The following is a 21,361-nucleotide window of genomic DNA, read 5'->3' on the forward strand; positions in this document are numbered from 1 at the left end:
TTGCCCTACCCTAATCTGTCGCTTTGCTCAGCTGTTTTGATCGACGTCTTCGCGCTTCGACGCGAGCCGCTTCACCGCCGTCACTGCGGCATGCGCGGCCACCGCGGCACCGACGGCGCCGGCTGCCACCATGCCGATCTGATCGGCGTTCTTCTCGATGCCGAACTGCTTGATGGTGGTGAGACGGTCGTAGAACGAGCCCTTGTCCCAGAAGCCGTCCTCCGAGCAGCCGATGCAGCCGTGACCGGACTGGATCGGGAACGAGACGCCGCCGTTCCAGCGCACGGTCGAGCAGGCGTTGTAGGTGGTCGGGCCCTTGCAGCCCATCTTGTAGAGGCAGTAGCCCTTGCGCGCGGCCTCGTCGTCCCATTCCTCGACGAACTGGCCGGCATCGAAATGCGGGCGGCGGTAGCATTTGTCGTGGATGCGCTGCGAGTAGAACATCTTCGGCCGGCCCTGGCGGTCGAGCTCGGGCAATTTGCCGAAGGTGGTGATGAAGGTGACGACGCCGGTCATCACCTCGGCGATCGGGGGGCATCCCGGCACCTTGATGATCGGCTTGTTGGTGATCACCTTGTCGATCGGCGTCGCTTGCGTGGGATTCGGCTTTGCCGCCTGCACGCAGCCCCAGGATGCGCAGGCGCCCCAGGCGATGATCGCCATCGCGTCCTCAGCCATCAATTTCAGCTTCTCGACGAACGGCTTGCCGCCGTCGATGCAGAACATGCCACCTTCGTTCAGCGGCGGATTGCCTTCCACCGCGAGGATGTACTGGCCTTTGTGCTTGGCGCGGGTCTCGTCGAGAATGGCTTCCGCCTGGTGGCCCGCCGCCGCCATGATGGTATCGTCGTAGTCGAGCGAGATCATCGACAGCACCGCATCCTTCACCAGCGGGTGGGCGGACCGGATGAAGCTCTCCGAGCAGCAGGTGCATTCGAGCCCGTGCATCCAGATGACGGGTACGCGCGGCTTGGTTTCGAGCGCGTTCGCGATGCGGCTCGCCGCCAGCGGCCCGAGCCCGAGGCTCGTCGCCGTCAGGCTGCAGAACTTGTGAAAGCTCCGACGCGTGATGCCTTGCCGCCTGATCACGCTGTAAAACGTTTCCGTCGCCGTGCCCATGAATCCTCCCGCCGTCGGCTTTGACTTTTCGATGACGCCAAAGACAGCAAGAAGCAGGCCAACAGCCTGGAGCGATTCAAATGTAGAGAGATTCCAAAACGTTACCTATTTGAATTGCCGTGCTCGAGGACGGGCGAGCACGACAAAGGCCGCGAAGCGGAAACAACTCGATTTGCAGCCGGCAACGAAGTTTCCGCCTGGTGCGGAATGGCTTTGGGCTGAATCGATTGCGGCGGCTCGTTCACCTCTCCCGCTTGCGGGAGAGGTCGGCGCGAAGCGCCAGGTGAGGGTTTCTCCTCTTGGGGATTATCCCATTGCGGAACGACCCTCTCCCCAACCCTCTCCCGCAAGCGGGAGAGGGAGTACACCTCCGTTACAGCAATCGGACCTGTCTCATGACAGCCTAATGCGCGGTGCACACCATGCAGGGATCGAACGAACGCACGATGTGCTGGATCGCAACCGCGCGCGCACCGGCATCGCCGACATCGGTGCCGACCAGCGCCTGTTCCAGCGGTCCGCCCACGTCGAAGGAATCGCGGGGTGAGAAATTCCAGGTCGTCGGTGCGATGATCTGGTAGCGTTCGATCCTGCCGTCCCGTACCGCCATCCAGTGCCCGAGACTGCCGCGCGCGGCTTCGACCAGTCCGACATAGCTTCCGTTGGGGATGTCGCGGGAATTGTGGCAGAACGGTTCCGACAGACGCAGCGCGCGCGTCCACTGCTCCATGGCAAGCGCGATGCGCGCGGTTTCGATCAGCCGCGCGATCACGCGGTTGCGCACGTTGGTCCCGCTCACCGATACGAGATCCGCAATCAGCGCCTGCCCTGCCACCGTCTGGCGCGCGATGGCGCCGACCTCGATCGGCTGACCGGACAGCCGCGGGGCCTTGCACCAGCTGTAGGCGGCCGGCTTGTCGGGATCGGGGACCGTGCTGCTATGGGCGGGATCGACGGAGGAATCCCGCATCCAGGCATGCGAGACGTCCTCCGTGATCTGCGTCAACGGCAACGGCTCGATCGCGGCGCGCGGGCCGAACAGGCCGCGCGGAAACAGCTCGCCGTCGGTGCCATGATAGGCGCCGTAGCTCATCATCAGGCCCGTGCCCCTGCCGAGCGCGCTCAGCGCGAGACTGTCCGCAAGCCGCAGGAAATGAGCGAAGTCGCCGCTACGGCCGTCACGCCAGCGATCGAGCTCCTCGGCGCTGGCGATCGCCAGCACATTCTCCAGCGAATCCGCAAAGACGACACGTTCGAGGAAGCTCCGGAACGCCGTCGTGATCGACAGCAGCCGGACGCGCTCGCCGAGATCGATCGCGCGTGTGGTGCCGCCGGGCTGGAACGCGAGGCTGTGCGGCCATTTCCCGGCGATGATGCCCATGGTCTCGAGCAGCCGCGCCCGCGCCGGCAGAGCATCGCGGGCCGCGCTGCCGCGGGTCGCGGCAAAGCGCTCGCGCGTGGCCTCGTGCCAGTCATGGCCGGCATAGGCCTCGCGGGCAAAGTCCGGCATGAAGAAGATGTAGAAATGGGTGAGGTGGTCGGCCGCGTTCTCGGCGGCATGCGCGATGTTGGTGGCGAGCAGTCCATTGGGCGCAGCCTCGACGGCCATGGCGTCGCGCAGGACCGCCGCGGCGGCGACCGATTGCGACACCGAGCAGATGCCGCAGATCCGCGGCGCCAGCGCCAGCGCGTCGAGCGGCGGGCGGCCCTCCAGGATCTGCTCGAACCCGCGGTAGAGCGGCGCCGTCACCTCGGCACGCATGACGCGGCCGCTCTCGACGTCGAGACGAACTTCGAGATCGCCCTCGACGCGGTTGAACGGCCCGATCGTGATCCGGGTCATGGCTTGGTCTTGGTCGTCGTGCGGCCCGGCGGCACGACAACATGATCGGCCGTTGCATTCAACCGCACGCGGCGCGGCGTCGCCGATTTCGACAGCGCGGCGAGCGCAACGAACCAGGCCTTCGGCATGTCGGTCGGCAGGCCGACCGGAATGCCGGCAAGCTTCGCGGTCGCCAGGAAGTTCTGAGCCCCCTCGAATCCCGGCGACGTGCAGGCGATGCAGGCATAGCCGCCCTTGGTGCAGGAGCCGCCACCGTTCCAGGAGCGCTGGTTGCAGTCGCCCACCGCCTGCGTCGCCTTGCAGCCGAGATGCTCCATCAGGCAGCCGCGCTCCGACATGGTCTCGGCACTTGCCTTGAACTCGTAGAACTCGTTGCGAGAGCAGCCATGATGGGCCAGATGATTGGCGACGAATTTCGGCCGTCCGTATCCGTCGAGATCGCTCGCTGCGATATCCCTGGCGGTCAACGCCAAGATGGTTTCCATCATCCATCCCGGATGCGGCGCACAGCCCGCGACATTGATGACGGGAAGGCCGAGCCGCGAGCGGAACGCCGCCCCCAGCGCGCCACCGCTATCGGTTCCCTCGAACTGCAGGCCGACGGCATCGGTCGGATTCGATCCTGCGGCGGGCACGCCACCATAGGCCGCGCAGCTTCCGACCGCGATCACATAGCCGGCGTGCGGCGCGAGATCCAACATCCAGCGGTAGATCGAACGGTTGGTTCCCGCGAGCATGTTGAAGCGGCCGGTGTCGTTCGGTCCGCGGGCGACGGATCCTTCCAGCAGGAGAAGGTCGAGCCGCACCTTGCCCTCGAGAACGGATTGCAGGATGTCGACCGCCTCCTCGCCGGTCTCCTCGCTGACGGACGGATGCCACAGCAGATTGACGCCGAACTGCCGGAGCTCGTCGAACCAGCCCGAGGCGCCGCTTTCGAGGATCGACATGGTGCAGCCGCCGCAACTGGCGCCCTGCAGCCAGAGCACGTTGGTGATTGCATCGGATCGGCTCATCTGACGTCTCCTGCTCGCCCCAGCTTCGACCGCTCGTCGGCGAAGCGCAAGAGGCTCGTTTGCGCCTCAATCGTGAGTGCCGGATATTTCGTCATGCTTCAGGTGCCGCCTGCGGATATTGCGGGTGACGATCCAGATCACCGCCACGGCGATCGGCACGAAGATCGCGGTTGCCAGCGAAGGCTCGACATGCAGGCCGCCGTCATGGGCACCCTTGGCCAGATAACCGAACAGGCTGACGACGTAATACCCGATGGCCGCCACCGACAAGCCTTCGACCGTGCTCTGCAGCCGCAATTGCAGCCGGGTGCGGTCATTCATCGAGCGCAGCAGATCGCGGTTCTGCTCCTCGAGCTCGACGTCGACGCGGGTCCGCAACAAATCGGCCGCGCGCGCGAGCTTGATCGACAGGTCGGCCTGCCGGTCCTCCATCGTCGCACAGGTGCGCATGGCCGGTGCCATGCGACGGGCGAGGAAGGAGGACCAGGTCGGATAGCCCGCGATCTCGCCGCCTTCGATCACGGCGAGGCGAGCCTGCACGATCTCGTTATAGGCCCGGCTGGCGCCGAAACGAAACGAGCTGCCGGCCGCGCCCTTCTCGAGCGAAGCCGCCAATGCGGTCAGTTCCGTCAAGAGATGGTTGTTGAGCTTGAGGTCTTCGGCGCCTTGCATCTCCTCGAGCACTTCGACGAGGCGCCGGCCGATATGATCGACGGAGGGCGCAAGCTCGAGCGCCGCGGGCAGACCGAGCAGCGCCAGCGTGCGATAGGTCTCGATCTCCAGCACGCGCTGCACCAGGGCGCCGAGCCGGCCCGGCGACAAGCCGTCGTTGCAGACGAGGATGCGAACGAAGCCCTGATCGTCGGTGCGAAAGTCGGATGCGACGACCGCGGGCCCGCTGCGAACCGCCGCGATGGCGAGGCTGCCTCTTTCGAACAGCTGCTGCGCACGCTCCAGAGCCGCCGAGGTCTGCTCGACCTCGAGCTTGACCGCCACCAGCAATTGCCCGGACTGGCGCAGCGACCGGATCAGCGCGGCGGACTCTTCCCCGATCTCGCCGAACCGGCGAGCCGACGTCTCGGAGCCGCCCAGGATCCAGGTGAAGGTGCTGAACTCCGAATGCTGCTCCCAGCGCAGCTGGGTGGCGCCGATCGTCACCTGGTGATGTTTGGTCCCGTCCTCCGGCGGCGCCTGCCCGTGCGAGGTGCAGAACGCGACGAACTGTTGCCTGTCCGCGGCCGCGACCTCGCCCTGGCCCAGAAAAGCAAAGCGGAGCACCGTGACCGGTGCCGTCAGCCGGGTGAATGGGCGAGCATGCACCTCGGCCAGCACCGCGCCGCGCTGCGGATGCAATTCAAACTCGGCGAGATCGAGGTCACGGATCATCGGCAGTCCCCTGCTGCGCTTTCAAGTTCACTACCACAACCCACCCATGTTCCAGCAATCCCCGATGCGCGACCCGCGCAAACCTAGAACGCCCCGGCGAGGGTAACCCGGAACGTCAACGGCTCCACGGGATGCAGCACGTAGTCCATCACGCCATTCTGACAGACTGAAGCCGGCGCGGTGCCTGATGTGCAGAGGTTGTAGAGCGTATCGGTCTTGAGCAGCGAGCCATAGGCGTAGGTGATCTGGTTCGCCTTGGTGTTGAAGAGATTGAGCACGTCAAGCTGGAGGCGCCAGCCGTTGTCCATGCGATAGCCGAGACGGCCGTTGAAGATGCTGGTCGCGGAGGAGCGGAATGCGTTGTCCTCCGTCAGCGGGCTGGACGCCAGATAGCGCCAGCGCAACGTTCCGAACCAGCCGGTCCTCTCGCCCAGCGTGACGCCGGCCGATGCCACCATCGCCGGCGCGTTCGGAATGTAGTTGCCGGGTGCGTTGCCGATCTGCGCCTCGGGATAACCGGCCAGCGAGGCATAGACCTCGGCCTGCTCGCTGTCATAGCCGCGGAAGCGGGCATGGGTCATGGCGAGATCGGCATCGATGTCGATCCACGATCTCGGCCGATAATGGTTGGTCCATTCAAAGCCGTAGCGGCGGCTGGCGCGCGTCGCCGACGTGTCGCCGGCATCGCCCGCGAACAGGATCTCGGAATCCTGATCCAGGATGAAGACGCTGAGCGAGGTATCCAGGCCGGGAACGATCCTGCTGCGCACGCCGACCTCCGCGCCCTTGGTCCGCACCAGGAGCGGCGAAGGCGTGAGCTTGGTCGCGGGATCGCTGGGGTCCTCGGTCGTGGTCGCGCCGCGGGCGTCGTTGGAGTGCATGCCGTAGCCGGCGCCGAGGAAGAACTCGGTCTGGCGGAACGGACCGAGCACCATCCTGAATTTCGGGCTGCCGAGCGCGGCGTCGGCGCGGCCGGAATTGCTGGCATTGAACCGCGAGGTGACGTCCGCGGCATAATAATCGCCGCGCCAGCCCACCGTCGTTCTGAGCCAGTCGGTCCAGCGCACCGTGTTCTCGGCGTAAAGACCGACGCTGCCCTCGCCGACCTTGTCGCTGCGGACGTTGGAGAGGAAGCCGCGCTGGAAGGTGTTGGTGAGCGCGAGGTCGATCGCATCGTAGCGCGATTGCAGGCCGAGGGTGGTCTGCATCGGCAGGCCGGCAAGCGAGCCGTCCAGCGTGCGCGAGACATTGGCGCCCGCCATCAGGCGATCGTCGTGCTGGTGAAACTGATCGCCGAGCACGGGATCGCTGAGGAAGTAGGTGAAGTTGTTGAAGAGATCGAGCTGGCTCTTCACCACATAAGCGTTCGCGCGCCAGGAGCCGAGTTCGTCGGTCTGCGCAATGCGACCTGACAATGCAAACCGGTTGGCGTTGCCGCCGTCGGTCGGATCTTCCGAGCCGAACCGGTCGAGCAAGCCGCCGGTGATCGCGCGCTGCGGCACCTGATCGGTCGAATTCCAGGCGTTGGTGTAGGCCATGCCGGTGACGGACACGCCATCGGTCGCGGTGCCCTGGCTGTAGCGCACGAGACCGTTGAGCTTTCGCACATTGTCCGGATTGTCCCACGGACCGTTGTAGGTGCCGATCTCGCCGGCCACGAGCAACGCGCCATCGCCGAGCTTTGCGGAATCCATGCCGAGCATGCGGCGGTAGCCGAAGCTGCCGACGGTGACCTGCGCCAGTGTCCTGGTGCGGTCGATCAGGCCGATATGGACGCTGCCGACCGAGGCAAAATCGCCTTCGTCGGCGAAGTAAGGACCCTTGCGCACGTCCACCGCCGCGATGGTTTCCGGGATCAGCCAGTTGAGATCGGCATAGCCCTGGCCGTGCCCATGGGTGCGCATGTTGACGGGGACGCCGTCGACGCTGATGGCAAGATCGGTCCCATGGTCGAGATTGTAGCCGCGCAGGAAATACTGGTTGGCTTTGCCCTCACCGGAATGCTGCGTCACGATGAGACCCGGCACCGCTTCGAGCGCTTCGCCCGGCCGCGTGAAAGGGCGGGCGTTGAGCTCTTCGCCCGAGACGGTGATCTCGCTGGCCATGCTTGGCTGGCCCTTCGCACCCGAGGCGACGCTGCGGACATCCGAGCCCTGTGCGACCGCGGGATACACAAGGATGCGGTGGCCGGCCGCGGGCGGCTTGCCGGCGCGCCGCGCCGCAGCCGGCTTCTTTCGCGCCGGCGATTCGCCGCCAGCGATCTCGATTGGCGGCAGCTCGCGCGAGGTCGGATTGCTCTGCGCCAGGGCGCGGCCGTCGTCGGCGAGCAGCAGCAGGGCCGACAGTGCCGTCAGCGCGCCGCCACGACCGGGCTCACGCCGCTTCGGTCGCATCGGCGCATTCCAGAGCTGCCGCTGCGGCCTGGGGCCGGCCGCTCTCGAAGATGCGACGATAGAGCACGACCGAGACCAGCCAGGCGATCGCAAACAACGCGATCACGGCGAAGCCGACATTGGCGAGCGACTCGTTGAGGCCGTCGACCAGCGTCCACATAGTCCCCGACAGGCCGAGCCGGTCGGCGGCCAAGCCCAGCGCCTCGATGCCGCCGATCAGCAGCGCGACCGCCACCGAGGCGCCGGTGATCGTGAGGTTGTACCAGAGCTTCCGCAGGGGATCGACGAACGCCCATCGATAGGCGCTCACCATCAGCGCGGAATCGGCGGTGTCGACCAGCGCCATGCCGGCCGCGAACAGCGCAGGGAAAACCAGGATGTCCGCGACCGAAGCGCCGCGTGCGGCTTCGGTGGCAGAGATGCTGAGCAGGCCGATCTCGGTCGCCGTGTCGAAGCCGAGTCCAAACAGGAATCCGAGCGGATACATGTGCCAGGGTTTTGTGACCAGGCGGAACAGCGGCCCGAGCAATCGGGCGAGGACGCCGCGATTGGCGAGCAGCCTCCTCGAGCCCTTCAGCGTCGTGAACCCCCTGCTCCCGTGCGGCGCGAAACGTCCGCCACAGGCCGACGAAAATGACGAGGTTGATGGCCGCGATCACGAGCAGGAACAGCGCCGACACCGACGTGCCGATCAGGCCGCCGATCTCCTTGAGCAGGCTGTCGCCGCCAAGGCTCACCACGCCGAACGCAAGCAATAGGGTCGCGACCACGACAACGGTGGAATGGCCGAGCGCAAAATAGAGGCCGGCGCTCTGCGGCGCGCCACCCGTCTGCATCAGCTTGCGCACGACATTGTCGATGGCCGCGATGTGATCGGCGTCGACGGCGTGGCGCAGACCGAACACCCAGGCCAGCAGCGCCGTCGCCAGCACCGTCGGCCGGTCGCCGAACAGGGCGAAGGCCCAGGCCCATGCTGCGACATTGGCGGCGACGAGCCCGCCGAACAGCACCAACGTGCCGGATTCGATCGCCCGCAAAGTCCGCCTCACCGCTTCCTCCATCCGCCCCATCCCACAGTATGACGTTTATCAAGAACCCTCATACTGGCAAGAGCAAGAGCCGCGCCACTTTCGACCTGACGGCCGGAAGGCGCACGGACAGGAGAGCTACCTCATTGATTCAACGGACGATTTATAGTCCGGCGCGACGCCGCGCCGGGCACGGGATGAGGTGCGCCGATTGGCAAGCAAGTATCCACTTGGCTGACCAAGTTGACCGCTCCGCGGACGCTGCCAACGACTCCCACGCCCCGTGTCGTCACGGGCGGCCGGGGGCGTTTCACATGTCCACGGTCATCGACAGCAGATAGATGCGTGGTGCTCCCAGGAAGAAGGTTCCGAACGAGGCCACGCTGGACCAGTAACTCTCACCGGTCACGTTCTGGATGTTGGCGCGGAAGACCGTCTTCCTGCCGTTGATCGCCGTGGTGTAGCGGGCGCCGAGATCGAGCCGCGTCCACTCCGGGATCGGCTGCTTGTTGGCGGTGTCGATGAACTGCCTGCCGGTGTAGATGACGGCTCCGTTCAACGTGAGCTCTCTCATCCACGGCAGATCCCATTCCATGCCGATATTGGCTTGAACGTTCGGAACGCCGATCGGCGTGTGACCCACATTCGCCGCGACGGCAGTCTTTGTCAGCGTGCCATCCAGCAGCGAAACGCCTCCGAGGACGCGCACATCCGGCATGAGCTCGCCGTAGACGTTGAGCTCGAGCCCGCGGACTTGCTGTTCGGCGGTCGCCGCGAAGCGCCCGGCGGACAGCTCGCCGCTCGCCTTCGATATCTGGAAGGCGCTGAAGGTCGTTGCGATCCGGCCGAAGTCCACCTTGACGCCGGCTTCGTACTGCTTGGCGACGTAGGGCTGCAACACCTCGCCGAAATTGGACGCGGTCTGAGGAGCCACATCGCCTCGCGCGAGGCCTTCGACGTAGTTCGCATACAGCGACACATTCTCCACCGGGCGAACGACGAGGCCGACCACCGGGGTGACCGCGCTCTTGTCGTAGGACGACGTCAACGTCCCGACATTGGAGAGGTAATTGTGCGCCTCGATGCCCTGGCGCCGGACACCCAGGGTCAGCAGCACGCGCTCGTCGAGCACGGATAAGGTGTCGGCAATGGAGAGCCCGGTGAGCTCGCTGTCCGAGAGCCGCGGGCGATCGCTGATCTCGTTGGCGAACTGCGTCGGCGCGACGGTCGGATTGTAAATGTTCGACGTGACCGGGCTGCCGTTGGTCAGCCGCCGGTGCAGCGCGTCGTGATAAACCGAGGCCTGGAAGGCCACGGCGTGATGGACGAAACCGGTATCGAAGCGAGCGCGAACACCGCCATCATAGGTGCTTCGATCGATGCTAAGCCCGAAGAATTGAGGCGTGGAGGTCGTGTTGCCGTTGGCGTTGACGATCGTCGGAAGGCCGAAGAACCGCTCGACATTGGTCTTGGAGCCGCCGACATCCGCAAACAGCGTAACCTGGTCGCTGAGATCGTACTCGGTCTTCAGCAGGACGGACTGGTCGGTGATCCGCGACCATTCCCAGGGCTGGGTCACGTTCAACTTGCCGTCCGGCGCCTTCGGCACCTGCAGGCCGGGAGCCATCAGGAAAGGACGCGACGGCGCATCGAACCGATCGGTCTGCGCAATCAGATAGAGCCACGACCTGAACCGTTCGCCCTGATAGTCGAGCGCAAGCGATCCGACGCCCGTCGCCTCGGATTGGCGATCGATGGGCGTGTCGCCGCCGCGGACGCTCCCGCTGGCGCGTACGCCCCATTCCCTGCTGTCGCCGTAGCGCCGCGCAACATCCCAGTGTCCGCCAAAACGTGCAGTCGAGCCGTAGCTCGCGGTCAGGCGCGTCAGGTCCTCTTCCGCGCGCTTGGGCACGATGTTGATGACCCCGCCCACGCCGCCATTGGGGGCCATGCCGGAGAGCGCGGCCGAGGGACCTTTGAGCACCTCGATGCGCTCGACGTAATCGGTGAAGATGCGATATGACGGCGCAATTCCGTAAAGACCCTCGAAGGCGAATTCACCGTTGTTGCCTTCGTTGATCGGAAATCCACGAATGTTGAAGGAGTCGACCACGCCGCCCGTCGGGTGCGAGCTTCGCACGGACGGATCGAGGATCAAGGCATCCGCACCCGTTGCCGCCTGCTGATCCCGGATGAACTTGTCCGTGTAGCTCGTCGCGTTGAATGGCGACTTCATCGTGCTGGTATTTCCGAGCAGTCCGAGCCGCGCGCCTTGAGCGACCTGGCCGCCGGCGAACTCGGGCACGACACTCGGTTGAGATTGCACCGCGACGGCCGGGGCCTGCGGCGCGCGTCGCGGCGTCGATCGGACGCGGGCGTCGCTTCGCCTGATTGGCGCACGGCGAGCCGATTGCTGCGCCGGCGCATCGACGGTCACGGGTGGAAGCGAGCTACCGCCTTGCGACGTTTGGGAACGAGCGGGCGATTCGAACCACGCCAGCAACGCCACGCCCCCCAGCAGCGCCGCAGCAAAGCGAGCTACCGTACCGACCCCACCCGTACGCCGCATCAAAAAGTCCTTATCAATAGCACGTGGCTCACCGTGAGGCGGTCGCTCGGCGCGCGGGACGATGATGGATCATCGCTCTTCGCGTCCGAACGCAGCCGGCACTTGTGGCCTTCAACCAAACCGTCCGCAGCCTCACGCTTCGCGTTGACGGCCTTCGCCTGCAACATCGATGGTCAGCAATCTGCATCGCCTCTTTAGAAAGACGCTCTCGTGACGGCAACGCAAATGCGTGCACGGCGATTTAGAATGTCTCGATCATGCGATGTGGTCGCGTTGCGATCTGGAAAGATTCCAGAGTTCTTCTTTGAAAGATTCCAAATCAGCGCTGCTGAAATTCGGCAGAGAGAATAGAGCGCGATGGTCAGGACGGACTCTCTCCGGCCTGAGCAGCTTGCTCCGAGGCTGAGCTCCAGTCCGGCATTCGGCGCCCGTCTGCGGTGAATTTCGATTTGGCTTTCGTCTGCATCGCAGGCTCGATCCTCATCTGCCGTGCGGAGCGCGTTGGCCGCCTCAACGAACATGGAACCGATTGCTGTGAGATGGCTCACATCCGACGGGACGATCCGGATGTATTGATCATGTCGGGTGGAGATGGCCGACGGAGATGCGCATGAACCGCGTCATGCTCTCGCTCATTGCAGCCCTCGCTCTGGCCGGTGCGGCCAGCACCATGCTCAAATCGCATGCCCTGTTCGGCTCCGGTCAAAGCGGCATGGCGTCCATTCAGGACATGCAGACAGGCCAAACGGCCCGGCTCCGCGAACAGGACATCCAGGACCGTTCCGTCCTGTTTGGCAAGGAGCCGGCCCCATAGCCGGCTGCCCGGGTTCGGGCTGCGCGCTCTATTCTGCCGGCGCGGTTGCGGGCTGCGGCTGCCCGTCGTTCGGTCCGGTTCGCGCGTTCTGCTGCTCGAGCCAGAGCTTGTGGTGCTCGCGCGCCCAGTTGACGTCGACCTCGCCCGAGCCCATGGCCTCGAACGCACCTTCCATCCCGATGGTGCCGATATAGATGTGCGCGATCATCGCCGCGACGAACAGGACCGCCACGATCGAGTGGACGATCTGGGCCATTTGCATGCCCTCGATTCCCGTCCCGTAGAATGGGAACATCAGCGCATAGCCGCTCGTCGCGACGAGCGCACCGCCGATCACGACGATCCAGTAGATCATTTTCTGGCCGCCGTTGAAGCGATAGGCCGGCGGATGGTCATGCCCGATCAAACCGCCGCCGCGCTTGGCCCATTCGATATCCACCTTGTTGGGGATGTTGCCGCCGATCCACATCAGGAAGATCAGGATGACACCGAGAGTGAACGGGAAGCTCAGGTAATTGTGGGCGAACTTCGCCCATTGCGACCATTCCGAGAAAGCCTCGAAGCCGATCAGCGGCAGCAGCAACGGCCGGCCGAACGTGATGTTCAGCCCCGAGATCGCCAGGACGATGAAGCAGGTTGCCGTCAGCCAGTGCACGAACCGCTCGAACGCGTTGAAGCGCACGATGGTGCGGCCCGACCGCCCGGCCTCAAGGCGCACCATGCCGACGGTGAGATAGAAGATCACGATGATCGCGATCATGCCGAGGATGGCAATGCCGCCGATCCAGCGCAGCGTCACATTGCGGAACTCGCGCCACTCCCGTCCCTGCGGCTGCTCGAGAACGCCGGAATTCCGATCGGGGATGCTGACACGCCCCTGAATCCGGTTGAGCTCCTGCAGAAGCTGCTCCTCCTTGACCGCGCTAGCGGTCGGATTGACCTGTTGTGCGCCGGCGGGCATCGCCGTGACCAAGAAAAGCAGCGCGAAGGCGCCCAGCGCCAGACGAACGAACCTTCCAAACGACGCCATGACGTCCTCCCCGGTATTGCGCGCCCGTCGACCGCCCATGTTGCGACTGCCCATGTCAGGACTCGATCGTCTCGCGATAAGCGGTCTTCCAGCCCCAGGCGCCCGAGCCATAGCCGCGCTTCATGACGCGCTCCTTGTAGATCTGCGCAATGATCTCGCCGTCGCCTGCAAGCAACGACTTGGTCGAGCACATTTCGGCACAGAGCGGCAGCTTGCCTTCGGCCAGCCGGTTCGCGCCGTATTTCTCGTACTCCTCCTTGCTGCCGTCGGCCTCGGGGCCGCCGGCGCAATAGGTGCATTTGTCCATCTTGCCGCGCGAGCCGAAGTTGCCGACCTTGGGGTATTGCGGCGCGCCGAATGGGCAGGCGTAGAAGCAATAGCCGCAGCCGATGCAGAGATCCTTGGAGTGCAGCACCACGGCATCGGCCGTGGTGTAGAAGCAGTTCACCGGGCACACGGCCGCGCAGGGCGCGTCCGTGCAGTGCATGCAGGCCATCGAGATCGATCGCTCGCCCGGCTTGCCGTCGTTGATGGTGACGACGCGGCGCCGGTTGATGCCCCACGGCACCTCGTGCTCATTCTTGCAGGCGGTGACGCAGGCGTTGCACTCGATGCAGCGATCAGCGTCGCAGAGAAATTTCATCCGAGCCATGTGCGTGCTCCTCTCAGGCTGCGACGATCTGACAAAGCGTGACCTTCGGTTCCTGCATTCCCGTTGCAGGATCGTAACCGTAGCTGGTGATCGTGTTGGCGCTCTCGCCCAGCACGATCGGATCGGTGCCGGCGGGATAGTTCTTGCGCAGGTCGGCACCGCCGAGCCAGCCGCCGAAATGGAACGGCATCCAGGCGACGCCCTTGCCGACACGTTCGGTCACCAACGCCTTCATCCTGGCGCGCGAATTGTTCTCGGCGCCGCTCACCCAGACCCAGCCACCGTCCTTGATGCCGCGATCGGCGGCATCGGCCGGGCTGATCTCGATGAACATGTCCTGCTGCAATTCGGCGAGCCAGGGATTGGTGCGGGTCTCCTCGCCGCCGCCCTCGTATTCGACGAGACGTCCGGAGGAGAGGATCAGCGGGAATTGCTTCGCGATGCCCTTCTCCACCGCCGCCTTCTGCACCGAGAAGCCGATATTGGGCAGGCGGAACTGCCTGGCATCGGGCAATGTCGGATATTTCTCGACGAGGTCGACGCGCGGCGTGTAGATCGGCTCGCGATGGACCGGGATCGGGTCCGGCAAGCCGAACGCATTCATGCGCGCCTTGCCGTTGCCGAACGGCACGCAGCCGTGCTTCAGCGCGACGCGCTGGATGCCGCCGGAAAGGTCGAGCGCCCAGGACACCGCATCCGGATTAGCCGGGTTGACCCTCTGGATCGTCGCCATTTCGGCTTCGGTCAGATCCGTGTCCCAACCGAGCTTCTTCAGGCTCGCCAGCGTGAACTCGGGATAGCCGTCCTGGATCTCCGAGCCCTTGGAGAAGGATTTGTCGGCGAGCAGGCTCACCTTGCGCGTCGTGCCGTCCGGCAGCTTTTCCTCACGCTCGATACCGAAGCGTGGGCGGAAGGCGCCGCCGCCATCCATGACATGCAGGTTGTTGTTGTAGAGCAGCGGCGAGCCGGGATGCCTCACCTCGGGTGAGCCCCAACACGGCCAGGGCAGGCCGTAATAGTCGCCGCCGACCTCCGGATCGTCCTTGGGCGCGCGCATCGTCACCAGGTCGAACTTGTGCTGGTTCTTCATGTGCGCCTTGATGCGCTCCGGCGACTGGCCGCAATAGCCCGTCGACCAGCTTCCGCGGTTGATCTCGCGCAGCACGTCCTCGGCGACGGGAAGGTTGCTCTCGACCTTGATGTTCTTGAACATCTTGTCGGCGAAGCCGAGCTTCTTCGCCATCAGGTAGATGATCTCGAGATCGTCCTTGGATTCGAAGATCGGCTTGACGATCTGCTCGCCCCACTGCATCGAGCGGTTGGACGCGACGCGCGATCCGGTGCACTCGAACTGCGTTGCGACCGGCAGGATATAGACGCCGTCCTTGCGCCCGGCCTCGACCGCCAGAGACGCCCACGTCGTCGGGTGCGGATCGGCGATCACCAGCAGCTCCAGCGCCTTCAGACCCTTCATCGATTCGGGAATGCGGGTGATGCTGTTGCTGGCATGGCCTTGCACGAACACGGCCTTGACGTTGTCCTTCTGCGCGACGTCGGCCTTCGGCAACAGCGCGGCATCGAACCACCGCGTCAGCGGGATGCCGGGGGTCTCCATCTGCTTCTTCTCGTCGAAGCGGGAGACCAGGTACTCGTAATCGACCTCCCAGACCCGCGACCAGTGCTTCCAGGCGCCTTCCGCCAGGCCGTAATAGAACGGCAGGGTCACGATATCGAGGCCGACGTCGGTCGCGCCTTGCACGTTGTCATGGCCGCGCAGGATGTTGGCGCCGGCGCCGGCCTTGCCGATGTTGCCGGTCATCAGCAGCGCGATACAGCTCGCGCGCACATTGGCCGTGCCGACGGTGTGCTGCGTCTGCCCCATGCACCAGATGATGGTCGCCGGCTTCACCGTCGCGAACATCTTGGCGACGCGCTCGAGCTGCGCAGCGGGCACGCCGGTGACGCGCTCGACCTCCTGCGGATTCCACTTCTCGACCTCCTTGCGCAGGTCGTCGAAGCCGTAGACGCGCTGGGCGATGAACTCCTTGTCCTCCCAGCCGTTCTTCAGGATGTGCCACATCATGCCGTAGAGGACGGGAATGTCGGTGCCGGGACGGATCCGGACATATTCGGTGGCATGCGCCGCGGTGCGGGTCAGGCGCGGATCCAAGACGATGAAGTTCGCCTTGTTGAGTTCTTTGCCTTCGAGCAGGTGCTGCATGCTGACGGGATGCGCTTCCGCCGCGTTGCTGCCGATGAACAGCATCGTCTTGGAGTTGCGCATGTCGTTGATGCTGTTCGTCATCGCGCCGTAGCCCCAGGTATTGGCGACGCCGGTGACGGTGGTGGAGTGACAGATCGCGCCTGATGGTCGGTGTTGTTGGTGCCCCAGAACGCGCCGAGCTTGCGGAACAGGTAGGAGCCCTCGTTGGTCATCTTGGCCGAGCCGAGCCAGTAGACCGAATCGCTGCCCGACTTCTCCCGGACCTGGAAGCAGCTTGTCGCCGATCTCGTTCACCGCGGTGTCCCACGACACGCGCGTCCACTGCCCGTTCACGAGCTTCATCGGATAGCGCAGCCGGCGATCGCTGTGCACGAGCTCGCGCACCGAGGCACCCTTGGCGCAATGCGAGCCGCGGTTGATCGGCAGATCCCAGCTCGGCTCCTGCCCGATCCAGACTCCGTTGAGCACTTCCGCCGTCACGGTACAGCCCACCGCGCAGTGCGTGCAGATGCTCTTCTTGACCACGGCGCCGGCGGCAAGCGGGCCGGCCGCAGCCGCTTCCGCCTTCCGCACGCTGCCGACCGGCATGGCACCGAGCGCAGCAAGGGCGCCGCCGGCAAGGCCGGACCTGCGCAGGAACGTACGGCGGTCAAGTCCGCCACCCTGGCTTGCGAGGGTCTCGGCGACGGAGCCGCGGCGATCGGACCGCTGGTGTGTTCGCTTGATAAGCACGGGCAGCCTCCCTGTCAGGCCGGATAACGGTTGACGCGGTAGAACGTCTTGACGTGATCGGATTCCTTGTAGCGCGCCTTGCGCTTTTCATCGTTGTTTTCGCTGTCCGCCTGCGCGGACCCGACCAAGGGCGTCGCGAGCGTCGCGCCGGCGCCGACCGTGCCGATGCCGACCTTGCGAAGGAAGTCGCGGCGTCCGACCTTTGCTTTCGTCTCGTCACTCATCGCATCTCTCCCGGACCGACCCGCGTCGATCAGTTGGCGAATGTGAATGCTTCCGTCTCGATCTCGATGAAGGTGCGCCCGAGCGCGCCGACCGTTCGATAGAAATGGACGTTGCCGGCACTCTCCATGTCGGCGAACAGCCGCCCCATCCAAGGCGACACGTGCTTTTCGAAGAATGCGCGCTGCGCCTCAGGCGAGGCATCGAAGCTGCCGTCGGCAAGTCCCGACATGATCTCGCACAGGATGGCGGCGTGATCCTCGGGTTCGGAATTGTTGGCGATCCGCTCGATGCCGAGCGTGGTCAGATCGGCGCGCAGGCGCGACAACGGCCGTTCGTTCAGAAAGCCCGTCAGGTAATAGGATGCGTAGGGCAGCAATTCGCCGCGGCCCAGGCCGACGAACAGATCGAAATACTCGCGCTCGACTTGCGCTGCGACCGCGCTCGCCGCGGCGTCGGCCAGCGCCGCATGTGCGCGCCCGAGCGGCGTTGCATCACCCGTCAGCGCAGCGAGTCGATCGAGCAGACGTTTCGACGGAGGTGCAGACAGCAGCGTCGCCAGCAGCGCGTATTCCTGCGCGCGCGCGGCATCGACGGGGTCGACCAGCTCAGCGGCTTCAGTGTGCTCGCAGTAAAGATCGGGCCGCAGCTCGTTTCGGGAAACACCGGTCGCGGTTTCGACGGCGATCACCCGCTGTGCGGGCACGCGAGACCAGCTCGATACGGAGGGCTGGCTGATCCCGATTTTGTGCGCAAGTTGAGCGATGCCGCCTGCGGCATCAATCGCGCGATCAAGCCCGTCATCACGCACGTGGACCTCCCATCAAGTCCCGTCTGCTTGATTATCGCTTTTGTTACAAAGCAGTAGGCAAGCGTAATCCGGGTTCCGCGGGCGGTCAATCGCTCCCCATAGGCTTAGCCTATAGCCTTTGGTCGCGTTGCTCAGCGCGGCAACGCGCCACCATGGGTGCGAGCCCTGATCGGCTCATGGTCGATCGATCGCTCACCCGTCGTTGGTTGCGTTGCAACAGGGATTGCCAAGGGCTCCGCCGACTCCGGCGGCTCAGCGACATCGGCGGTCGGCGCCGCATCGGCTCGATGCAATTGCGGCGAAGAATCCGCTGCTTCGATCAAGGCATCCGGAGCAGATTGGAGTGCCTCTCGGACTCCGCCGACGACGCGATCGACCAGCGCGGCCAGCTCTTCCGACGAGCAATCCAGCGGCCCAAAGCCCGGCATCGCAGTCGGGTCGTTGAAGTCCCATGCGTTCTCCGCGAGCCCGACGAAGTCGCGAATGGCGGGATCGGTCGCCCAGGCGCGGCGAAGAGCCGCACGGCTCAACTCCTGTGGAATATTCTTCCTGAGGAAGGCGGTGATGTCAGTCGCCGCATTGATGTCGTCGATCGACGGCAGGCTGGAGAGATCAAACTCGCTCTCGGCGTTCTCCGTCGCGGCCGGCGACGCGGGCTGCGCCTCGGCAGGCTTCGCCGGCTCCGCCCGCGATTCGCGCTTGCGGCGGGACCAACGCGAAAGGAACTCCTCCTCGCTCATTCCTGTCCGCCTTCAGGTTCGCGCCGCGCCAGCGCCTCCGGGTCGGCGCGGCGCCGCTTGCGCTTGACGAATTCCCGCTCGACATGATGCTCGGCAACGAACTTTTCAATTGCCTCAAGCAGCGCCTCCGGCATCGGCACCGCCTCGACGAGATTGTCGGCGGCTTCGGTGAAGCCCTCGCCCTCCGCGGGATCGGCGGTCACCGCCGCAACCGCATAGGGAAAGACGCCTTCCGATGGCGACAGCACGGTCCACAGGCTTGGATTGCCTGAAGCCAGATTGTCGCGATAGCGCGCCGTTTCGGACGGATAAAGCTCGATGGCGGCGCTTCCGGCATAGAACAGGGTCGTGTCGTCCTGCTCGCGAAGCACGGTCCAGGGCCTTGTGGTCGGCTCGTCCGGCAGCACGGCGATCCCGCGCCAGACGAAATCGACCCAAGGCGAGGCGGCCTTACGCCGCTCGACCACGACGCCGACAGGAATCGAGAGGGTCGGCAGCGCCGCAGGGCTCATGTCGCCATCTCCAGACGTTTCACCGGCAGCCCGGTCAGCAGATTCTGCGGCTTCAACCGGAGCTTCTGATCGGGCGTCATCGACAGGATCAGGTAGACAGGCTCAGCCCCGACATCGTCGAGTGCCTGGCTGGAATCCGCAAAGGTCAGCCGGAACAGTGCGAGCACGCGGTCGGCGCTGCGCTCGTCAAGCTCTTCGCCGCGCCAAAGACGATCGCCAAGCCTGGTGGCGTCGGCGTCGAGCCCGACATACCAGGTCAGCCTGGCGTCCTGCAGCGCCCGCAGCGGCTCGATCGTCACGCCGATACCGAGCAAATGGGATACCCAGCGCGTCATCGCCAGGGCCAGCGCCGCAGGTCCCCGCCCATCGGGCGTGAGGTCGAGCGCCATGTCGAACTGGTCGCTGCGCTGCCAATAGGCCTGCGCATTGTCTTCGCTCATGACCTCGACCGTCGCATCAATGGTCGCCCCCAGCATCGACATCAGAGAGAGCACCGGGGTCGGGCTGCGGCCGCCGACGATCTCCTCGTCGCCGAGCAGCAGGGCCTGCTCATGCGGCAGGACGCGCTGGATCCGGAAGAACAGCTCGGCCGCGCGCAGCACGAAGGGGTCGTCGCAGCCGTCGAGCGCATTGCGCAGGATGACGTGCACAAGCTGGTTGACGAACAGCGGCGGCAGATCGTTCGCGCCGGACCGTACGAATGCGAGATAAGCGGCTTCGAGCGTCGGATGCCGCACCAGGAGATCGCGAAATGCCAGCACGAAGCGCCAATTCTCCCGGGCATCGGCATCGACGATGGCGGCGATCTCGTCAGCGCTGACCACGCGCCGTGGCTCGGCAAGCAATTCGCGGTGCAGCCGGCGTTCGACCTCGCACGCGTCCTCCGGCGGCATCAGCTCCGGACGGGCAAAATAGGCCTTGAGGAACTCATCGGTGACGCGAAGCCCGCCGCCCTCGTCGCGATCGAGCAGGTGATGGCCGCACGCGATCCAGAAATCGTTCATCTGACGGTCGGCTCCCGGCCCAGATCCGCAAGCTTGAGATCGCCGTCGGGCTGGACGTCGTCCTCCATTGCCATGAACGAGAACGCCTTGCTGTGCCCCTGCCCTTCGCGGAGCTGCAGCCGGCGGAAGGATTCGCGCACCTCGCCATCGCTCGAGGTGCGGTGCACCGCAATAAGCGAGCTGATCGGATGGCTGCAGAGCGACTGCGCGAATGCGACCTCCTCTTCCGCAGCTGCCCTCGCAACGGCGATGTCCGGCGCGCCGAAACGATCGACGAGCTGCCTCGCCAGCAGATCGACTAGGCTGCGGTAATCGTCTTCCGTCGCCGGAACGATCTGCGCCAGCGTCGACCAGCCCCAGGACTGCACCCCGAGGAAGCCGCCACGAAACGCCGCGCGCGCCTTGCCTTCCAGCTTCGATCCGTCGCAGTCCCAGAAGCGGAAAGCGCCGGAGACGGCCCATTCGCCCGGCTCCGCCGCCACATCGAATATGAAGGTGTCGGAGGGATCGAGTGCGATGGTGCGCAGGAGCTTCATACGCGTGGCCCTCCGAGGGCCGGATCGAGCCAGGATGGCGTCGCGAGCGCCTGCACGAGATCGTTCCTTTCAGTCTTGTCCATGCCGAGGCGGCGCGTGAGCAGATCGCCGCGATCATCAATGCGCTGAACGGTCTGCCTTTCACGCGGCATCCGCGTGAGATAGTCGCGCGCGAGGCTGTCAAAGCCATCGACGCGCCAGCCGTCAAGCGCCAGCATCAGATGGCGGGCAAAGCTCTCCGTGATCTGCGCCGCGCCAGCCTCGCCAAAGCCCTCCTGATCGAGGGCCGAGGCCAGCGGGTGAACGCCCGGCTCGTCATCGCTCATGGCAACGGTCCGGATCATGGCTGCGAATACCAGCCAGGGCGGCGGCGCATCCTCGTCGGCATCGGACGGCCAGCCCATCCGGCCGCCGCCGACCAGCCCGCCATCGATCCTGACGGCATCCGGCCAGCCGATCGTGATCGGCTTGCTCGGCGGCGCATAGGCGCGAAGCGCGTCGGTGAGCGCGACCATGCCGGCGTAGAATGCGCGCCGCGCGCTGCGCAAGGGCTCGGCCGGCTCGAGCACGACGGCGAACTCTGCGAGGTCGAAGCGGCCGACATAGACGAGCGTGCCGGCGCCGCTTTCCGGTGCAATGCGGCATGCGTGGGCAAAGGCGTCGCCGCTCTCACGCAGCCGCACCAACGTGAACGGCGGCGGCAAGTGAATCGGTTCCGCCAGGGAAACATGGC

The 21,361-nt window shown here is 65.2% G+C and carries 17 protein-coding genes and 1 pseudogene; 1 reads left to right on the forward strand and 17 read right to left on the reverse strand.

The window, feature by feature from the left end; translation table 11 throughout:
• Window positions 1-27 precede the first annotated feature (27 nt).
• The 7 genes and pseudogenes from ACETMP_RS11370 to ACETMP_RS11400 form a co-directional block, all read right to left on the reverse strand.
• Window positions 28-1,119: a hydrogenase small subunit gene (locus tag ACETMP_RS11370; protein WP_375161016.1), complete on the reverse strand. Its 1,092-nt coding sequence runs from the start codon at window positions 1,117-1,119 to the stop codon at window positions 28-30.
• Window positions 1,120-1,522: 403 nt separating this feature from the next.
• On the reverse strand, window positions 1,523-2,962 hold the full coding sequence (locus tag ACETMP_RS11375; RefSeq protein WP_375161017.1) for a nickel-dependent hydrogenase large subunit: 1,440 nt from the start codon (window positions 2,960-2,962) through the stop codon (window positions 1,523-1,525).
• The gene (locus ACETMP_RS11380; RefSeq protein WP_375161018.1) at window positions 2,959-3,975 is read right to left on the reverse strand and encodes a HupU protein; all 1,017 of its coding nucleotides are present in this window, start codon (window positions 3,973-3,975) and stop codon (window positions 2,959-2,961) included. The genes ACETMP_RS11375 and ACETMP_RS11380 overlap by 4 nt, the downstream gene beginning before the upstream one ends.
• Window positions 3,976-4,041: 66 nt before the next feature.
• Window positions 4,042-5,361 (reverse strand): DUF3422 domain-containing protein, encoded by a 1,320-nt coding sequence (locus ACETMP_RS11385; protein ID WP_375161019.1) that lies wholly within the window; start codon window positions 5,359-5,361, stop codon window positions 4,042-4,044.
• 83 nt (window positions 5,362-5,444) lie between these two features.
• Window positions 5,445-7,754, reverse strand: a complete 2,310-nt coding sequence (locus ACETMP_RS11390; protein WP_375161020.1) for a TonB-dependent receptor — start codon at window positions 7,752-7,754, stop codon at window positions 5,445-5,447.
• Window positions 7,735-8,815 (reverse strand): annotated as a pseudogene (locus tag ACETMP_RS11395) (HoxN/HupN/NixA family nickel/cobalt transporter). The gene ACETMP_RS11390 and the pseudogene ACETMP_RS11395 overlap by 20 nt, the downstream one beginning before the upstream one ends.
• Window positions 8,816-9,092: 277 nt before the next feature.
• The gene (locus ACETMP_RS11400; RefSeq protein WP_375161021.1) at window positions 9,093-11,351 is read right to left on the reverse strand and encodes a TonB-dependent receptor; all 2,259 of its coding nucleotides are present in this window, start codon (window positions 11,349-11,351) and stop codon (window positions 9,093-9,095) included.
• A gap of 610 nt (window positions 11,352-11,961) precedes the next feature.
• Between ACETMP_RS11400 and ACETMP_RS11405 the strand changes: the two genes are divergently transcribed.
• Window positions 11,962-12,165, forward strand: coding sequence for a hypothetical protein (locus ACETMP_RS11405; RefSeq protein WP_245269381.1), 204 nt, complete (start codon window positions 11,962-11,964; stop codon window positions 12,163-12,165).
• A 28-nt stretch (window positions 12,166-12,193) separates the two neighbouring features.
• On the opposite strand, the gene ACETMP_RS11410 is transcribed toward ACETMP_RS11405, so the two are convergent.
• From ACETMP_RS11410 to ACETMP_RS11455, 10 genes are all read right to left on the reverse strand, one after another.
• Window positions 12,194-13,195, reverse strand: a complete 1,002-nt coding sequence (locus ACETMP_RS11410; RefSeq protein ID WP_375161022.1) for a formate dehydrogenase subunit gamma — start codon at window positions 13,193-13,195, stop codon at window positions 12,194-12,196.
• A gap of 55 nt (window positions 13,196-13,250) precedes the next feature.
• On the reverse strand, window positions 13,251-13,847 hold the full coding sequence (gene fdh3B, locus ACETMP_RS11415) for a formate dehydrogenase FDH3 subunit beta (protein ID WP_027571966.1): 597 nt from the start codon (window positions 13,845-13,847) through the stop codon (window positions 13,251-13,253).
• A 13-nt stretch (window positions 13,848-13,860) separates the two neighbouring features.
• Complete coding sequence (locus tag ACETMP_RS11420) at window positions 13,861-16,803, reverse strand: formate dehydrogenase subunit alpha (RefSeq protein WP_375161023.1); 2,943 nt, start codon at window positions 16,801-16,803, stop codon at window positions 13,861-13,863.
• Window positions 16,804-16,817: 14 nt separating this feature from the next.
• Window positions 16,818-17,027: a twin-arginine translocation signal domain-containing protein gene (locus tag ACETMP_RS11425; protein WP_008553089.1), complete on the reverse strand. Its 210-nt coding sequence runs from the start codon at window positions 17,025-17,027 to the stop codon at window positions 16,818-16,820.
• 29 nt (window positions 17,028-17,056) lie between these two features.
• Window positions 17,057-17,836 carry a molecular chaperone TorD family protein gene (locus tag ACETMP_RS11430; protein ID WP_375161024.1) on the reverse strand — a complete coding sequence of 260 codons (780 nt, stop codon included), beginning with the start codon at window positions 17,834-17,836 and terminating at the stop codon, window positions 17,057-17,059.
• A gap of 131 nt (window positions 17,837-17,967) precedes the next feature.
• Window positions 17,968-18,576, reverse strand: coding sequence for a DUF3306 domain-containing protein (locus ACETMP_RS11435; protein WP_375161025.1), 609 nt, complete (start codon window positions 18,574-18,576; stop codon window positions 17,968-17,970).
• Window positions 18,573-19,088: a DUF3305 domain-containing protein gene (locus ACETMP_RS11440; RefSeq protein WP_257177701.1), complete on the reverse strand. Its 516-nt coding sequence runs from the start codon at window positions 19,086-19,088 to the stop codon at window positions 18,573-18,575. Before ACETMP_RS11440 ends, ACETMP_RS11435 begins: the two co-directional genes overlap by 4 nt.
• Window positions 19,085-20,092, reverse strand: coding sequence for a DUF6352 family protein (locus ACETMP_RS11445; protein ID WP_375161026.1), 1,008 nt, complete (start codon window positions 20,090-20,092; stop codon window positions 19,085-19,087). Before ACETMP_RS11445 ends, ACETMP_RS11440 begins: the two co-directional genes overlap by 4 nt.
• A complete protein-coding gene (locus ACETMP_RS11450) occupies window positions 20,089-20,628 on the reverse strand; it encodes a DUF6505 family protein (protein ID WP_375161027.1) in 540 nt (179 codons plus the stop codon). The genes ACETMP_RS11445 and ACETMP_RS11450 overlap by 4 nt, the downstream gene beginning before the upstream one ends.
• A complete protein-coding gene (locus ACETMP_RS11455; RefSeq protein WP_375161028.1) occupies window positions 20,625-21,332 on the reverse strand; it encodes a biotin/lipoate--protein ligase family protein in 708 nt (235 codons plus the stop codon). The genes ACETMP_RS11450 and ACETMP_RS11455 overlap by 4 nt, the downstream gene beginning before the upstream one ends.
• Window positions 21,333-21,361 lie beyond the last annotated feature (29 nt).

The organism is Bradyrhizobium dasycarpum (genome assembly GCF_042019905.1).
Classification (GTDB): domain Bacteria; phylum Pseudomonadota; class Alphaproteobacteria; order Rhizobiales; family Xanthobacteraceae; genus Bradyrhizobium; species Bradyrhizobium japonicum_B.

Excerpts from the sequence above, each read along its gene's own strand:
- ACETMP_RS11370 (WP_375161016.1), bottom strand. The coding sequence starts at position 1,119 with ATGGGCACGGCGACGGAAACGTTTTACAGCGTGATCAGGCGGCAAGGC.
- ACETMP_RS11375 (WP_375161017.1), bottom strand. The coding sequence starts at position 2,962 with ATGACCCGGATCACGATCGGGCCGTTCAACCGCGTCGAGGGCGATCTC.
- ACETMP_RS11380 (WP_375161018.1), bottom strand. The coding sequence starts at position 3,975 with ATGAGCCGATCCGATGCAATCACCAACGTGCTCTGGCTGCAGGGCGCC.
- ACETMP_RS11385 (WP_375161019.1), bottom strand. The coding sequence starts at position 5,361 with ATGATCCGTGACCTCGATCTCGCCGAGTTTGAATTGCATCCGCAGCGC.
- ACETMP_RS11390 (WP_375161020.1), bottom strand. The coding sequence starts at position 7,754 with ATGCGACCGAAGCGGCGTGAGCCCGGTCGTGGCGGCGCGCTGACGGCA.
- ACETMP_RS11400 (WP_375161021.1), bottom strand. The coding sequence starts at position 11,351 with ATGCGGCGTACGGGTGGGGTCGGTACGGTAGCTCGCTTTGCTGCGGCG.
- ACETMP_RS11405 (WP_245269381.1), top strand. The coding sequence starts at position 11,962 with ATGAACCGCGTCATGCTCTCGCTCATTGCAGCCCTCGCTCTGGCCGGT.
- ACETMP_RS11410 (WP_375161022.1), bottom strand. The coding sequence starts at position 13,195 with ATGGCGTCGTTTGGAAGGTTCGTTCGTCTGGCGCTGGGCGCCTTCGCG.
- fdh3B (WP_027571966.1), bottom strand. The coding sequence starts at position 13,847 with ATGGCTCGGATGAAATTTCTCTGCGACGCTGATCGCTGCATCGAGTGC.
- ACETMP_RS11425 (WP_008553089.1), bottom strand. The coding sequence starts at position 17,027 with ATGAGTGACGAGACGAAAGCAAAGGTCGGACGCCGCGACTTCCTTCGC.
- ACETMP_RS11435 (WP_375161025.1), bottom strand. The coding sequence starts at position 18,576 with ATGAGCGAGGAGGAGTTCCTTTCGCGTTGGTCCCGCCGCAAGCGCGAA.
- ACETMP_RS11440 (WP_257177701.1), bottom strand. The coding sequence starts at position 19,088 with ATGAGCCCTGCGGCGCTGCCGACCCTCTCGATTCCTGTCGGCGTCGTG.
- ACETMP_RS11445 (WP_375161026.1), bottom strand. The coding sequence starts at position 20,092 with ATGAACGATTTCTGGATCGCGTGCGGCCATCACCTGCTCGATCGCGAC.
- ACETMP_RS11450 (WP_375161027.1), bottom strand. The coding sequence starts at position 20,628 with ATGAAGCTCCTGCGCACCATCGCACTCGATCCCTCCGACACCTTCATA.